Raw genomic sequence first — 13,456 nt, forward strand, 5'->3', positions numbered from 1 at the left:
ATCAGACCAAGACCAGATCCACCGTTACCCGGACAGTCCCCACTCCAACGAGTCGAGTTGTATCGTCCCTGGTGCAGCGGCCGCGTCAGATACCAAAGGTGCGAATGCATCATCCGATGAAACTCGCAATGAATTATGGGTGGAGGGCCAGGGTCTGTCGGTGAATCGGTGTAAGCGGTCCTGACACGCCGGGTTGACTTGGCGGGAAGGACCGTTTGTGGCCGAGATGATCGAGTCGATGGACTCGTTGACCACGGAGCAGCAGGAACTCGCGGCTGAGCTGGTGGCCAGGGCTCGCGAAGAAGGTGTGGCGCTGACCGGCCCGGCGTTAGCGCGTGTCGGGTAGCTGTTCGGCGTTGTGGCCGTGGGGTCGGTTGATGCCCGTCTCGTAGGCGAAGATGGCGGCTTGGACGCGGTCGCGCAGTCCGAGTTTCATGAGGATCCGTTTCACGTGTGTCCTGATGGTGGATTCTTCGACGACGAGCGCGGTGGCGATCTCGCGGTTCGACAAGCCGCGGGCGATGTAGAGGAGTACTTCCCGTTCTCGCGTGGTCAGTTCGGCGAGCTTGGCCCGGCCGGTCAGTTCAGGTGTGGGTTGCTGGGCCATCCGGTCGATCACCCGGCGGGTGACTGACGGAGAGAGCAGCGAGTCGCCTGCGGCGATGGTGTGCACCGCGGCGATCAGGTCCTCGGGCCGGGTGCGTTTGAGCAGGAAGCCGGACGCGCCGGCGCGCAGGGCGCCGAAGATGTAGTCGTCGTGCTCGAAGGTGGTGAGGATCAGGATCCGGGTGGCCGGGGCCGTGCTGGACAGTTCGCGGGTCGCGGCGATGCCGTCGAGGTCGGGCATGCGCACGTCCATGAGGACCACATCGGGGTGGAGGTGACGCGCTTGGTCGACGGCTTCGCGGCCGGTCGCCGCCTGGCCGACGATGTCGATGGTGGTGTCGTTGGTGAGCAGCTCGACGAGTCCGGCGCGCATCAGGTCGTCATCGTCGGCGATCAACACTCTCGTCATCGGCGGTGTCCCCGGTAGGGGATCCGGGCGTGGATCCGGAACGTGCCGTGACCGTTTGCGGTGTCGAAGTGGCCGCCGAGCAGGGTGGCGCGTTCTCGCATGCCGATCAGTCCGTGGCCGCCGCCCGGCCTCGACTGGCTGGCGGTGCGGATCGGGTTGGTGACGGTGAGATCGAGAACGTCGTCGCCGAAAGTGAGCGCGAGCTTCGCGGTACCGGTTCCGTGCCGGGCGGCGTTGGTGAGAGCCTCGGAGATGATCCGGTAGGTCGCTTGGTCGACGACGCCGCCGAGTCGTCGTGGCTGGCCGGTGGTGTCGACGGTGATGGTGAGTCCGGTGGTGGTGGCGTGGTGTGTGATGAGGGTGTCGAGCGAGGCGAGTCCGGCAGGCGGGTTGACGGCCCCGTTCGGCGATTCGCCCTCGCGTAGGGTGCCGACGAACTCGTCGATGTCGGTCACGGTCTGCCGGGCGAGTTCCTCGATGTCCGCGAACGCCGCCGGCGAACGGTCAGGTTCCTGGGGGTGGCGCAGTCGTGCGGCTCCGGCTCGGACGGCGATCAGGCTGATCGCGTGTCCTGCGGAGTCGTGCAGGTCGCGAGCGATCCGGGCGCGTTCCTCGGCGACGGCCAGCTGTCGTTCCTGCTCTGCGGACTGCTCTGCCCGCAGGGCGCGTTCGGTGACGGTGGCCATCTGCTCGCGGCGTAGGCGTGTTCGTTCGCCCGCGAACCATGCCCCGCCTGCTGCCAGTGCGGTGTGCAGGAGTGCGAGCCCGGGAAACGTTCCGTTCGCCACGGCGGCCGCCGTTAGGTATGCGGCGAGTAGGCCGACGATGGTGGCGGTCGTGCTTGTCTGCCACTTCGTGTCCGGTGCGCGATTCGCTGCGAGCAGGTAGATCGCGACGGTGGGACCGATGATTAGATCGATCGGATAGTCGAGGCCGGCGAGGGCGGCGCACGCGGACGTGGTCGCCACGAACACTCCGAGTGGGTAGCGACGCCACAGGATCAGCGGCGTCGTAGCCAGCGCCGCCAGCAGCAAGCCAGCCATGTCCAGCGCTCGGGATCCGGGCGGGGTCATGGTGATATCGCCGTGCGCGCCGAGCTGTATCAGCGTGCTGGCCAGCGCCGCTGCGGCGATGACGGCGTCGAGCAGTGCCCGCGAGCCCCGTTGGGTCGTGAGGATGTTGGGTTGCCGGGCGGAAGACGTCATAGGTAATGCGAGCGTAGCGCCGCAATCCTGTCACCGAGTCGCCCTCGCGGATGATCCACGTCCACGGAATGAGGACGGCAGGTTCCTCGTGCGGGGCGATTCGCTGCTGCGCCGGCCGCCATAGCGTCGTCGCCATGAACCAAGCCAAGGACGCGAACTACACCGGCATGCCCCGTTGGGTGAAGGTGACCGGCCTTGTGGTCGCGCTGCTGGTGCTGGTGGTCGTCGTGGTGATGCTTGTCGCCGGCCCAGGCGAGCACGGGCCTGGCCGTCACGGCGGATCCGGTGAGCAGGCGCCGCCCACCAGCATGCCGGCCGGTCATCAGATGCCGGAAGGTGGCCACCGATGAGCCGCGCGGCGCAACGCACCACTCAACTCGATACCGAAGGCGAGCACGCCATGGGCAACACGATCCAGGTCAGCGATGTGGTCAAGACCTACCCGCTCGGTGCGGGCGAGGTCGTCGCGGTCGACCGGGTCAGCTTCGGCATCGGGCAGGGCGAGTTCGTGGCGATCGTGGGCCGGTCGGGCAGCGGGAAGACCACGCTGATGAACCTGCTCGCTGGCATCGACCGTCCGACGTCGGAAGCGGCAGCAACTCGCGCATCCCGCATCACCGTCGGGGAGGCACTCGCTTACCTCTGACCTTCCGATGAGCCGAGACCGAGGAGGACCCGCTTGTGAGCAGAACATCGGACATCCGGCGTCGCTGGTGGATCATCATGGCGATGGTCGTCGCGATCGCTGTCGGTGGAGTGACCTACCTGGGCCTACGTGACGGGACCACGGCGCGCCAGTACGCGGCCGCGGCGCGGGGCGCGCAGGTCATGCCGTTTGACTTGGAACGCACCACCCATCGATTCACCAAGAATCGCACCGGCGGCGAGCAGACCGTCGTCGCCGACGACCCGTCGGACACCGAACAGATCCGCCTGATCCGCCAACACCTGGCCAAGGAGAACGCCAAGTTCAGCCGCGGCGACTTCAGTGCCCCGGAAACCATCCACGGCTCCCGGAGGGCAGGGTTGGCCGAACTCGCCGCCGGCTACCGCCGCGTCACCACCGAGTACGCCGACACAGCCAGTGGCGGCCACATCACCTATACCGCCGACGACCCCGCCCTGGTCACCGCGCTGCACGGCTGGTTCGACGCCCAGGTCAGCGACCACGGCGGCCATGCCGAGTCTGGTGGGTGAGCCGCAGATGGTCATGTCACCGCCGATGCGGAAGTTCGTGCTGGTCTGCCACGTCGCGACCTCGGTGAGCTGGCTCGGCGCGGTCGCGGCCTACCTCGCCCTGGACCTCACCGCCACCGTCAGCCAGGACCTGGCAACCGTGCGCGCCGCCTACGTCGCGATGGACGTCGTCGTCGCTGCCGTCATCGTGCCGCTGGCCCTGGCGTCGGTGCTCATCGGCATCGTCAACGCGCTCGGCACGGCGTGGGGGTTGTTCCGACATTACTGGGTCCTGGTCAAACTCCTGCTCACCGTCTTCGCCACCACCATCCTGCTGCTCGAGGCGGGCACCGTCCGCTACCTCGCCGACGTGGCGGCCTCCGGCACTGATCCGCGCGAGCTCCCGGGCACGTTGCTGCACTCCGTCGGCGGTTCGGTCATGCTGCTCATCGTCTTGGTCCTCTCCGTGTACAAGCCACGCGGCCTGACCCGGCACGGTCAACGCAAACAACGTGATATGCGCGCCAGACAGCGGCGGGGACCCGGTGCACGCACCTCAGATCATGCAAGGTCGCAGGCCCAGCCTCGAAGTCGGTGAACGTCAATCTGAGCCGTCCGCACGGCGGTACGTTCTGGATGTGGTCATCCTGCGCTGATCAACGAAGCTGATCGGGCGAAGTCAGCAGGCGCGAAACGCGGCCACGTGTACCTGCACTCCATCGTCGACGGCTTCTCCCGGCTTGCCTACACCGAGCCGCTGGCCGACGAGAAGGGCGCCACCGCGGCAGCGTTCCTCGCCCGAGCCAAGGTCTGGTTTGCCGCCCACGGCATCAGCCACATCCATCGGGTCGTCACCGACAACGGTGCCTGCTACCGATCGAGCGACTTCGCCCGCATCGTTGGCAATCAGACCAGACAGCAGAAGACCAAGCCGTACACACCCCGACACAACGGCAAGGTCGAGCGCTATCAGCGGATCCTCGCCGAAGAACTTCTCTGCGCTCGCGAGTTCACCAGCAACGACGCCCGATCAGCCGCGATCGCGGTATGGAACATCCACTACAACTATCACCGGCCACACAGCGGCGCGGGCGGCCAGCCAGCAGCCTCACGGCTTCACCGAAGCGTCACCAACGTCCAGCCGTCCTACACGTCGTCGTGGGTTCGAACATTCGTCGTAACACGGACCGGCCCTGGCGTGACCACGCATCCACGCGTCGATAGAACCCGCATGGGTGCTCCGTCGGCCTCAGCGGTTTCGCTGATGACCGTGCAGCTCACCCCACTCGAGGGGCTTGCAAATGGTGACGGTGTGCCGGCCTGCGCGGACAGCAACCTGTGACGGCCTTGGGTCAGTGCCACATCGAACTCCTCGTTGCAACGGGCGGGCGCCGTGTGACGGACAACCCGCACGCGCCGAATGAGTTGGCAGTACTGGCCGCACGAGAACCCACAGATGCTCCACCTCGGCGCCAACAATCGCGAGCAGAGTGCGCCTAAACGCGGTCCGGGCTACGCCGCTCCTGTTGCCTGGCGCGACAGTGAAAACGGAGCCCGCAAGGGAATAGCCCCTCAACAGAAGATGATCAAGAATGCAATGAAACCCCAGGTCAACAGCTCCGAGGCTGAAGTGCGCCATCAGGGACTCGAACCCCGAACCCGCTGATTAAGAGTCAGCTGCTCTGCCACTTGAGCTAATGGCGCGTCACGAATGCAGGAACCTCATACCGCGTGGCTCCCCTCAGCAACGGTGGAAACATTAGCACGGGCACCGGAGCCCCTCTCGCGGCACCCCCTTAACGCGGCGGGCACAACTTGGCTACGTCCTGCACACGGCGCGTGGCGAGTCGGGCAGACTGTCACACATCTGGGGCATTCTGCGTCTGAACGGATGGTTTCGATGGGAAGTCGGGGTGGAGCCGTGCCGCATCCGGGGGGTCGTCTGCTGCTGGTCCTGCTCGCGTCGCTGGTCGGGGGTGCGCTGCTCGTCGGCTGTACCTCGACGGCGAGCGGAGGGCAGGCGGCGCGAGAGAGTGCGCCGCCGCCGACCACGGAGGCACCGAAGCCCGCCGAGCTCACGTTGTCGGTCGCCCAGGACGCCACGGACGTCGAGCCGGGGCAGCCGTTCACCGCCGATGTGGCGAACGGCACGATCACCGAGGCATCGCTGATCGGGGCCGACGACACGGTGGTCGCCGGGGGGATGCGACCCGACGGCTCGGGGTGGAAGTCCACGGAGCCGCTCGGCTACGGCAAGACCTACACGCTGACGGCGACGGCGACCGGCGAGGACGGCGAGGCCGTCACGGCCACGTCCACCTTCACCACGGCAACGCCCTCCCGGCAGGTCTCCGTGTGGATCAACGCGCAGGACGGCGAGGAGGTCGGCGTCGGCATGCCGTTGATCTTCACCTTCTCCGGGAGCATCGCGGACCGGGCCGCGGCCGAGAAGGCGCTGCGGATCACCACCGAGCCCGAGGTCGAGGGTGCCTTCCACTGGTTCGGCGACGAGCAGGTGATCTGGCGGCCGAAGGAGTACTGGCCCAGCGGCACCAAGATCTCGATCGACGCGGAGATCTACGGCAAGCACCTCGGCGAGGGCACCTACGGCCTGGAGGACAACGCCGTCGACATCACCGTGGGCGACAAGCTGATCGCCGTCGCGGACGGCGGCACCCACCAGATGCGCGTGCTCGTCAACGACGAAGAGGTCAAAACGATGCCGCTCTCGATGGGCAAGCCGTCCAGTTCGACGCCGAACGGTCACTACACCGTGATGAGCGAGCACGTCGGCTACACCATGGATTCCAGCACCTACGGCGTCCCGGTGGACAGCGGCGACGGCTACGAGACGTGGGTGCAGTACGCGGTGCGCCTCTCCAACAGCGGCATCTTCTACCACTCCGCACCCTGGTCGGTCGGCAACCAGGGCCACAGCAACGTCAGTCACGGCTGCATCAACCTCTCCACGGAGAACGCCGCGTGGCTGATGGAGACGTCGAAGCGGGGCGACATCGTCACGGTCCAGAACGCAGGGGAGCAGACGCTGGAACCCACCGACGGCTGGAGCGTGTGGCAGATGTCCTGGGACGACTGGCGGTCCGGCGGCGCGTGACGGCGGGCGACCGGGGACGGCCGTAGCCGTTCGGTGCTCGTTCAGAGCGACCAGACGCGCGGCCAGTCCCTGGCCCGCAGCAGCGCGTCGGTACCGCCGTCGGCGTAGACCACCGAGCCGTACAGCAGGCTCGCGTCCGGACCGAGCAGGAAGTCGATGACGCCCGCGACCTCCTCCGGCCGGCCGGCGGCCTCGCGCGGGACGGGAAAGGCGTCGAGCGCGGCCGCCATGTCCGGGTCCTCGCGCAGCCGGGCGGTCATCGGCGTCTCGACGAACCCGGGTGCCACCGCGTTGAGCCGGACACCCGCACCGGCCCAGTCGGCCGTGGCGGCCCTGGTGCGGACGTACCAGGCGACGGCCGCCTTCGTCGCCGGGTAGGCGGCCAGGCTCCCGTGCCGCTCGGCCAGGTCGCGGGCCGCGTGCTCGTCGCCCGCGACGCAGCTCTCCGCGAGCTCCACCGGCCAGTTCGGCTGGCACGTCGCGGAGTTCGAGCTGAGACAGACCGCCGCGGGCCGGTCGCCCGCGGCGAGCGCGGGCCGCAGGCCGTCCAGCAGCGCGACGGTCCCGAAGTAGTTCACCGAGACCAGCGGCGCGCCGGGACCGTGCAGCGTGCCCGCGAGCCCCGCGCTCGTCACCACGCCGTCCAGCGTGCCGCCGCAGCGCCGGACGACCTGCTCGACCGCGTCGGTCCGGCCCTCCTCGGTGCCGAGATCCGCGGGAATGTCGCAGTCGTGCAGGTCGATGGTGAGCACCCGGTGGCCCCGCTCGGACAGCCTCCTGGTGACGGCGGCGCCGATGCCCGAGGCGGCGCCCGTGACCGCGATCGTTCTCATTCGTCCGGACGATAGAACGCGTTCTGGTATGCGTCAATCGACGATGCAATCAGTGATTGACAGCGTTTCCACCGGGATGGTCTGCTGAGCTCGTGACGGAGACGACCGAGCGGGTGTCGGCACGGCAGCGGCTGTTCGCGGCCGCTGAGGAGCTGATGCTGGAATCCGGCTACGAGCGGGTGTCGGTCCGCGCGATCAACGCCGCCGCCGGGATGAACCCCGCCGCCGTGCACTACCACTTCGGCTCGAAGGAGGCGCTCGCGACGGCGCTGCTCGAAGACCGGCTCCGCCCGCTGTGGCAGGAGCCGCTGACGATCCTGGAAGCCCGCTGGGCCGAGGGCTGGGTGCCCACCGTCCCGGCGCTCGTCGACGTGGCGCTCGGCCCGCTGCTCCCACTCTCCGCCGATCCGCTCGGCAGGCTGTGGCTGCACGTACTGGCGAGGCTGGTGCTCGGCAGGCGGGCCCCTGCGTGGAGCTCTCGGTGGTTCAGCCTCGAACCGTGGGCAGAGCTGCTCCGCCAGGCGCGCCCCGAGCTGACCGAACGCGAGGCCAGGAGCCGCTGGGTGCCCGCCTTCACGCTGATCCTGCACTGCTTCGGCGATCCGCTGGCCGACCTGCCGCGAGCCGGTGCGGTGCCGGACGTACCGCCCGCCACGCTCGCCGCGTTCGTCGCGGCGGGCCTCGACGCCCCCGCGGAGGCGCAGCGATGACCGAGGCGACGACTCAGGCGATGACCGACGTGTTCGCTCCCGCCCGGCTCGGGCCGATCACCGTGCCCAACCGGATCATCAAGGCCGCGACGTTCGAGGGGCGCACCCCGGACACGCTCGTCACCGACGAGCTGATCGAGTTCCACCGCGCGCCCGCGCGCGGCGGCGCCGGGATGACCACCGTCGCCTACTGCGCGGTCAGTCCGGAGGGCCGCACCCACCGGAAGCAGATCTGGATGCGCCCGGAGGCCGTACCCGGGCTGCGTGCACTCACCGAAGCGGTGCACGCCGAGGGCACAGCGGTCGCGGCACAGATCGGTCACGCGGGGCCGGTCGCCAACGCCGCTTCCAACCGGGCGCCCGCGCTCGCCCCGACCCGAAGGCCGTCGCCACTCGGCCCGCGGATGACCAGGGCGGCGACCGAGTCCGACATCGAGCGCATCGTCGCAGCCCACGCCGAGGCGGCCCGCCTTGCCGCCGAGTCCGGCTTCGACGCGGTGGAGGTTCATTGTGGACACAACTACCTGGCGAGCGCGTTCCTTAGCCCACGGCTGAACACCCGGACCGACCGCTACGGCGGTTCGCTGGCAAACCGTGCCCGCTTCGCCAGGGCGATCGCCCGCGCGGTGCGCGCCGCGGTCGGCGACCGGATGGCGATCACGGTCAAGCTGAACATGGACGACGGTGTGCCCGGCGGCTTCTGGCTCGACGAGAGCATCCAGCTGGCGCGCTGGTTCGAGCGCGACGGCACGGTGGACGCGCTGGAGCTCACCGCGGGCAGCTCCCTGCTCAACCCGATGTACCTGTTCACCGGCGAGGTGCCGCTGCGCGAGTTCGCCGGGGCGTTCCCGCCGCCGCTGCGCTGGGGACTGCGCGTCGGCGGGCGTGCGTTCCTGCGCCACTATCCGTACCGGGAGGGCTACCTGCTCGAGCACGCGCGCCAGTTCCGGCGGGAGGTCTCCCTGCCGCTGATCCTGCTCGGCGGCATCACCCGCAGGGAGACGATGGACACCGCGCTCGCGGAGGGGTTCGCCTTCGTGGCCATGGCCAGGGCACTGCTGCGCGAGCCGGATCTGCCCCGGAGGCTGCGGTCGGCGCCCGGCACCCGGTCGCTGTGCATCCACTGCAACAAGTGCATGCCGACGATCTACCGGGGCACCCGCTGCGTCCTGGTCCCGGAGTGAGCCACCGGGGCCTGTCCTTGATCCCATGCAGGCGCGGCGTTGTGCCTGGTCACCGCTCGTGAGTGTTTGGCCGAGTTAGAACGCGGTTCCTCACTCACGACCCACTCCGCTCAGGGCTCCCGGCGCTGCAACGGCCGCACGGCTGGCCCTTCCAGCACGGCGCCGTCGACGTCGAACCGGGAGCCGTGGCAGGGACAGTCCCAGCTGCGCTCGGCACCGTTGAACCGCACCAGGCACCCGAGGTGGGTGCAGCGCAGCGAGACCGCGTGCAGCCCGCCCTCGTCGTCGCGGTAGACGCCCTTCTTGCCCACCCCGTCGCGCATCGTCCGCGCCTGCCCGCGCGGTATGTCGGCCGCCGACGACGCGCCGGGCGGCGTGAGCCGGTCGCCGAACAGGTCGGCGCCCACCTCGGCGTTCATCCGCATCATGGTCGGCAGCGAGCGTGGCGAGACCCGCTGCGGCGAGAAATGGTGCGCCGGAGCGTTGTCCCGGCCGGCCAGCTTGTCCGCGATGATCCGCGCGGCGAAGGTGCCGCCGGTGAGACCCCATTTGGCGAACCCGGTGGCCACGAACAGGTTCCGGCCGACCGGGAGGTAGCGGCCGATCATCGGCAGCGCGTCGTACCCGGCGGGGTCCTGCGCCGACCAGCGGTGGGTGATCTCGGCGACGTCCCAGTGCTCGCGGGCGAACTCCTCCAGCCTGGTGAAGCGCTCCGCGCCGATGTCGCGCTCGCCCGCGGTATGGCCCTCACCGCACACGATGAGCAGGTCACCGTAGCGGGCCACCGACCGTTTCGGGTCCCCGGCGGTGATCGACATGTCGCCAGGCGGTTCGTCCCGCACCCGCGCGGCGATGCAGTACGAGCGCTCCGGCTCCAGCCGAGCGAAGAACAGCCCGCGGTCCAGCAGCGGATAGTGCGTGGCGACGACCAGCTCATCGGCCAGCAGGGTCGCGTCCGCGGTACGCACCTGCCAGGGCGCGCCGGGGGAGACCGACAGCGCCCGGCTGTGCTCGAAGACCCGGGAACCGTCACCGTCGACCGCGGTCGCCAGCCCGGCTGCGTAGCGCACCGGATGGAAGGCGAGCTGGTCGTCCAGGCGCACGGCGGTCCGCACGGGGAAGGGCAGGTCGGTCTCGTCGGTGGTGACCACCGGCAGCCCCGCCCTGGCCGCCGCGCGCGCCTCCTGCTCCACCAGCGGCCGTTCGTCGTCGGTCCTGGCGATGGTGAGCGCGGGCCTGCGCATCAGGTCGCAGTCGATGCGTTCCTCGGCGATCAGCGTGGAGACCGTCTCCACCGCCTCGGCGCTCGCGGTCGCGTAGGCGGCGGCGACCCGCGGGCCGTGCCGCTGCTCGATGGTCGAGTACACGGTCGACTGCAAAGCGGTGACTTTCGCGGTGTTGTTCCCGGTGGCACCGCGGGCGATCCGGCCTGCTTCCAGCACCGCCACCCTGGCGCCCTGCCGCTTGGCCAGCAACGCCGTGGTCAGTCCGGTGATCCCGCCGCCGAGTACCGCCACGTCGAACCTCTCCTCGCCGGCCAGCGCGGGGTACTCGACGGCGGGCTGCTGCTCCAGCCACAACGATTGCGAACCGGTCACGGTCATCGCGCCCTCCTTGAACATCGACGCGGCCACGGTCAATCTGCCGAGGTCGTGCCGACTCGGGTACCCCGAAGCGCCGATGGCACACCGCGTCACCGGCGGTGCGCGGACCGTACGGTCTTGGCCCGGTGGAAAGCTGTAACCCCGCTTTTCGAAACCGATGCGCTTTCATTTCTTTCCGTTGACTTGATCTCTTGGTTTCGGCGTGACTACGGTCACCCTCCACCGAACCGGTCAGTGGAAGGCGGGGAGAAGCTGTGGCGGCCGTCAGCGAGTACGAGCGCGAGCAGGAGGTCCTGCGCCGGCTCGAGTCCTCCGCGCGGGTCACCGTGGCCGACCTGGTCGCCGCGTTCGACGTCTCGGCCGTGACCATCCGCAAGGATCTCGACCTGCTGGAACGGCGGGGGCTGCTGCGCCGGGTGCGAGGCGGCGCGGTCCGCGCCGACAGTTCCGACGAGGGCGCCTTCGCGTTGCGGATCAGGCATTCGCGGCGGGAGAAGCTGGCGATCGCGCGGGCGGCCGCCGACCTCGTCGACGACGGCGACGTCATCGCCCTGGACAGCAGCACCACCTGCTACTACCTGGCGACCCAGCTCACCGGCAGGCAGAACCTCGTGGTCGTCACCAACGGCCTGCGCACGGCCATGCTGCTGCAGGAGCAGTCCAGCGCCACCGTGGTGCTGCCGGGCGGTGTCATCCGGCGCGCCTCCTCGTCGCTGGTCGGCCAGATCGGCGACGTCCTGCAGGGACGGGGAACGATCCGCAAGGGATTCTTCGGGCTCCGCGGGCTCTCCGTCGAGCACGGGATGCTCGAACTCTCCGAGGACGAGGCGTCGGCGAAACGGTCCATCGCGCGCGTCTGCCGCCACCGCTACGGCGTCTTCGACTCCACCAAGGTCGACCGGTTCGGCCTGTACCCGTTCGTCGGACCGGGCGATGTGACAGCGCTGTTCACCGACGACGGGGTGGCCCCGGAGACGGTCCGGACGTGGCGCGAGCTCGGCGTCGACGTCCACGTCGTGACGGCGGGTGAGGAGGAATGACCGTGAACCCCACCACCGTGGCCGCCGTCGACCTCGGCGCCGAGAGCGGGCGCGTCGTCGGTGTCTCGATCGACGACGGCCGGGTCACCGAGGAGCTGGTGCACCGGTTCCGCAACGTGCCGGTCGACCGGGACGGCGCCCTGCGGTGGGACGTGCCCGCGCTGCTCGGCGAGATCCGGTACGGGCTCGCGAAGCTGGGCGCGGACCGCCCGATCGCGTCGGTGGGCGTGGACACCTGGGGCCTGGACTACGGGCTGCTCGACGCGGAAGGCGGGCTCGTCGATCCACCGATCAGCCACCGCGACGGGCGCACCCGCGAGGTCTACGAGCGCGCGCTGCGCGAACACGGCGCCGCGCTGCTGTACCAGTCCACCGGCATCCAGCTGCTCGAGGTCAACAGCGTGTACCAGTGGCTGGCCGACCAGCGGGCGCCCGGCCGCAGGCTCGACCGGGCCGCGACCGTGCTGCTGATGCCCGACGTCTTCCACCATCTGCTGGGCGGAGCGATCGTCTCGGAGTACACCGCGGTCAGCACCACCGGCGCCTACGACATGCGGGGCGGGCGATGGGCGACCGGCCTGCTGGAGACGCTCGGCCTGCCCACGCACATGCTGCCCGAGGTGGTCGAACCCGGCACCGAGGTCGGGTTCCTGCGCCCGTCCGGTTCCGATCCGGCCGGCCTGCGCGGGACCCGGATCATCGCCCCGGCGGCGCACGACACGGCCAGTGCCTTCGTCGCCGTTCCCGCGGCGAGCCCCGACGCCATGTTCATCTCGTCCGGCACCTGGTCGCTGGTCGGCGTCGAGCGGCCGCGCCCGGTCGTCGACGCGCACAGCCAGCGGGCCAACCTGACCAACGAGGGCGGCTACGGCGGCACCATCCGGTTGCTGCGCAATGTGATGGGCCTCTGGCTGCTGCAGGAGTGCCGCCGCGAATGGGTACGGCAGGGACACGACTTCGACTACGCCGGACTGGTCGACGCGGCAGCGGAGGAGCCCTTCGGCCGCAGCGTCGTCGATCCGGATCACCCCGACTTCCTCACCCCGGGCGACATGCCGGGCCGGATCCGCAGGCACTGCGCGGAGACCGGTCAGCCGGTTCCGGAGACGCCCGGCCAGATCAGCCGGTGTGTGATCGACTCGCTCGCACTCGGCTACAACGCGGTGGCCGACGACCTGGAGCGGTTGCTCGGCCGGCGTCCCCCGGCCGTCCACATCGTCGGTGGTGGAGCCCGCAACGCCCTGCTCAGCAGGCTCACCGCGGATGTCACCCGGCTGCCGGTGCACTGTGGACCGTTCGAGGCCACCGCGCTCGGCAACGGGCTCGTCCAGCTCGCCGCGCTCGGTGAGGCCGGCGATCTCGCCGAGATCCGTTCCCTGGTGCGGGCCAGCACGGACGTCCTTACCTACGAACCGTCCGACATGGACGAACTGCCGCGAGTCCGTGCGCGGTTCCAGCGGGTCCGGCAGCGATCCCCGGATCCGGTCCCGCCGACGGAGCCGCAACCGAAACCGTGACCCAGACGGTCCGCCTGGGCCCGAACAGCTCTACGAGGAGGAAGCAGCGTGGCACTC

Annotated in this window: 14 protein-coding genes, 1 tRNA gene and 1 pseudogene; 11 read left to right on the forward strand and 5 right to left on the reverse strand. The window is 69.6% G+C overall.

Annotation, left to right across the window (positions count from 1 at the left end; genetic code table 11):
- The first annotated feature begins 217 nt into the window (after positions 1-217).
- Complete coding sequence (locus tag JAP66_RS32730; RefSeq protein WP_268963273.1) at positions 218-346, forward strand: hypothetical protein; 129 nt, start codon at positions 218-220, stop codon at positions 344-346.
- On the opposite strand, the gene JAP66_RS20435 is transcribed toward JAP66_RS32730, so the two are convergent.
- A complete protein-coding gene (locus JAP66_RS20435; protein ID WP_199433420.1) occupies positions 329-1,015 on the reverse strand; it encodes a response regulator in 687 nt (228 codons plus the stop codon). The two genes, JAP66_RS32730 and JAP66_RS20435, sit on opposite strands and share 18 nt — an antisense overlap.
- On the reverse strand, positions 1,012-2,220 hold the full coding sequence (locus tag JAP66_RS20440) for a sensor histidine kinase (protein WP_199433421.1): 1,209 nt from the start codon (positions 2,218-2,220) through the stop codon (positions 1,012-1,014). Before JAP66_RS20440 ends, JAP66_RS20435 begins: the two co-directional genes overlap by 4 nt.
- 134 nt (positions 2,221-2,354) lie before the next feature.
- Here JAP66_RS20440 and JAP66_RS20445 point away from each other — a divergent pair, with 134 nt between their 5' ends.
- The 5 genes and pseudogenes from JAP66_RS20445 to JAP66_RS20465 all read left to right on the forward strand — a co-directional run.
- Positions 2,355-2,570 (forward strand): hypothetical protein, encoded by a 216-nt coding sequence (locus tag JAP66_RS20445; RefSeq protein ID WP_199433422.1) that lies wholly within the window; start codon positions 2,355-2,357, stop codon positions 2,568-2,570.
- On the forward strand, positions 2,567-2,866 hold the full coding sequence (locus JAP66_RS32735; protein WP_307849644.1) for an ATP-binding cassette domain-containing protein: 300 nt from the start codon (positions 2,567-2,569) through the stop codon (positions 2,864-2,866). Before JAP66_RS20445 ends, JAP66_RS32735 begins: the two co-directional genes overlap by 4 nt.
- A 35-nt stretch (positions 2,867-2,901) precedes the next feature.
- The gene (locus JAP66_RS20455; protein ID WP_199433423.1) at positions 2,902-3,417 is read left to right on the forward strand and encodes a hypothetical protein; all 516 of its coding nucleotides are present in this window, start codon (positions 2,902-2,904) and stop codon (positions 3,415-3,417) included.
- On the forward strand, positions 3,398-3,994 hold the full coding sequence (locus JAP66_RS20460) for a DUF2269 domain-containing protein (protein WP_235999197.1): 597 nt from the start codon (positions 3,398-3,400) through the stop codon (positions 3,992-3,994). The genes JAP66_RS20455 and JAP66_RS20460 overlap by 20 nt, the downstream gene beginning before the upstream one ends.
- A gap of 78 nt (positions 3,995-4,072) precedes the next feature.
- Positions 4,073-4,549, forward strand: a pseudogene (locus JAP66_RS20465) (integrase core domain-containing protein); the annotation flags it as partial.
- Positions 4,550-5,027: 478 nt separating this feature from the next.
- On the opposite strand, the gene JAP66_RS20470 reads toward JAP66_RS20465, so the two are convergent.
- Positions 5,028-5,100, reverse strand: a tRNA-Lys gene (locus JAP66_RS20470).
- 196 nt (positions 5,101-5,296) lie between these two features.
- On the opposite strand from JAP66_RS20470, the gene JAP66_RS20475 reads away from it, so the two are divergent.
- Complete coding sequence (locus JAP66_RS20475) at positions 5,297-6,511, forward strand: L,D-transpeptidase (protein WP_199433425.1); 1,215 nt, start codon at positions 5,297-5,299, stop codon at positions 6,509-6,511.
- A 41-nt stretch (positions 6,512-6,552) separates the two neighbouring features.
- Here JAP66_RS20475 and JAP66_RS20480 read toward each other — a convergent pair whose 3' ends face one another.
- Entirely contained in the window at positions 6,553-7,344 is a 792-nt protein-coding gene (locus JAP66_RS20480; protein ID WP_199433426.1) for an SDR family oxidoreductase, read from the reverse strand.
- A 92-nt stretch (positions 7,345-7,436) separates the two neighbouring features.
- Here JAP66_RS20480 and JAP66_RS20485 point away from each other — a divergent pair, with 92 nt between their 5' ends.
- Positions 7,437-8,054, forward strand: coding sequence for a TetR/AcrR family transcriptional regulator (locus tag JAP66_RS20485; protein WP_199433427.1), 618 nt, complete (start codon positions 7,437-7,439; stop codon positions 8,052-8,054).
- A gap of 20 nt (positions 8,055-8,074) precedes the next feature.
- On the forward strand, positions 8,075-9,238 hold the full coding sequence (locus JAP66_RS20490) for an NADH:flavin oxidoreductase (protein ID WP_199433614.1): 1,164 nt from the start codon (positions 8,075-8,077) through the stop codon (positions 9,236-9,238).
- Positions 9,239-9,348: 110 nt separating this feature from the next.
- On the opposite strand, the gene JAP66_RS20495 is transcribed toward JAP66_RS20490, so the two are convergent.
- Positions 9,349-10,842 (reverse strand): FAD-dependent oxidoreductase, encoded by a 1,494-nt coding sequence (locus tag JAP66_RS20495; RefSeq protein WP_199433428.1) that lies wholly within the window; start codon positions 10,840-10,842, stop codon positions 9,349-9,351.
- A gap of 254 nt (positions 10,843-11,096) precedes the next feature.
- On the opposite strand from JAP66_RS20495, the gene JAP66_RS20500 reads away from it, so the two are divergent.
- Together JAP66_RS20500 and JAP66_RS20505 are read left to right on the forward strand one after the other, a co-directional pair.
- Entirely contained in the window at positions 11,097-11,882 is a 786-nt protein-coding gene (locus JAP66_RS20500) for a DeoR/GlpR family DNA-binding transcription regulator (RefSeq protein ID WP_199433429.1), read from the forward strand.
- Positions 11,879-13,399, forward strand: coding sequence for a rhamnulokinase (locus tag JAP66_RS20505; protein WP_199433430.1), 1,521 nt, complete (start codon positions 11,879-11,881; stop codon positions 13,397-13,399). Before JAP66_RS20500 ends, JAP66_RS20505 begins: the two co-directional genes overlap by 4 nt.
- The last annotated feature ends 57 nt before the right edge of the window (positions 13,400-13,456 follow it).

This window comes from Qaidamihabitans albus (assembly GCF_016464705.1).
GTDB lineage: Bacteria > Actinomycetota > Actinomycetes > Mycobacteriales > Pseudonocardiaceae > Qaidamihabitans > Qaidamihabitans albus.

What these genes read in the sequence shown, in the direction of transcription:
- JAP66_RS20435 (WP_199433420.1), bottom strand. Translation starts at nt 1,015, where the DNA reads ATGACGAGAGTGTTGATCGCCGACGATGACGACCTGATGCGCGCCGGA.
- JAP66_RS20440 (WP_199433421.1), bottom strand. Translation starts at nt 2,220, where the DNA reads ATGACGTCTTCCGCCCGGCAACCCAACATCCTCACGACCCAACGGGGC.
- JAP66_RS20445 (WP_199433422.1), top strand. Translation starts at nt 2,355, where the DNA reads ATGAACCAAGCCAAGGACGCGAACTACACCGGCATGCCCCGTTGGGTG.
- JAP66_RS32735 (WP_307849644.1), top strand. Translation starts at nt 2,567, where the DNA reads ATGAGCCGCGCGGCGCAACGCACCACTCAACTCGATACCGAAGGCGAG.
- JAP66_RS20460 (WP_235999197.1), top strand. Translation starts at nt 3,398, where the DNA reads ATGCCGAGTCTGGTGGGTGAGCCGCAGATGGTCATGTCACCGCCGATG.
- JAP66_RS20475 (WP_199433425.1), top strand. Translation starts at nt 5,297, where the DNA reads ATGGGAAGTCGGGGTGGAGCCGTGCCGCATCCGGGGGGTCGTCTGCTG.
- JAP66_RS20480 (WP_199433426.1), bottom strand. Translation starts at nt 7,344, where the DNA reads ATGAGAACGATCGCGGTCACGGGCGCCGCCTCGGGCATCGGCGCCGCC.
- JAP66_RS20490 (WP_199433614.1), top strand. Translation starts at nt 8,075, where the DNA reads ATGACCGACGTGTTCGCTCCCGCCCGGCTCGGGCCGATCACCGTGCCC.
- JAP66_RS20495 (WP_199433428.1), bottom strand. Translation starts at nt 10,842, where the DNA reads ATGACCGTGACCGGTTCGCAATCGTTGTGGCTGGAGCAGCAGCCCGCC.
- JAP66_RS20505 (WP_199433430.1), top strand. Translation starts at nt 11,879, where the DNA reads ATGACCGTGAACCCCACCACCGTGGCCGCCGTCGACCTCGGCGCCGAG.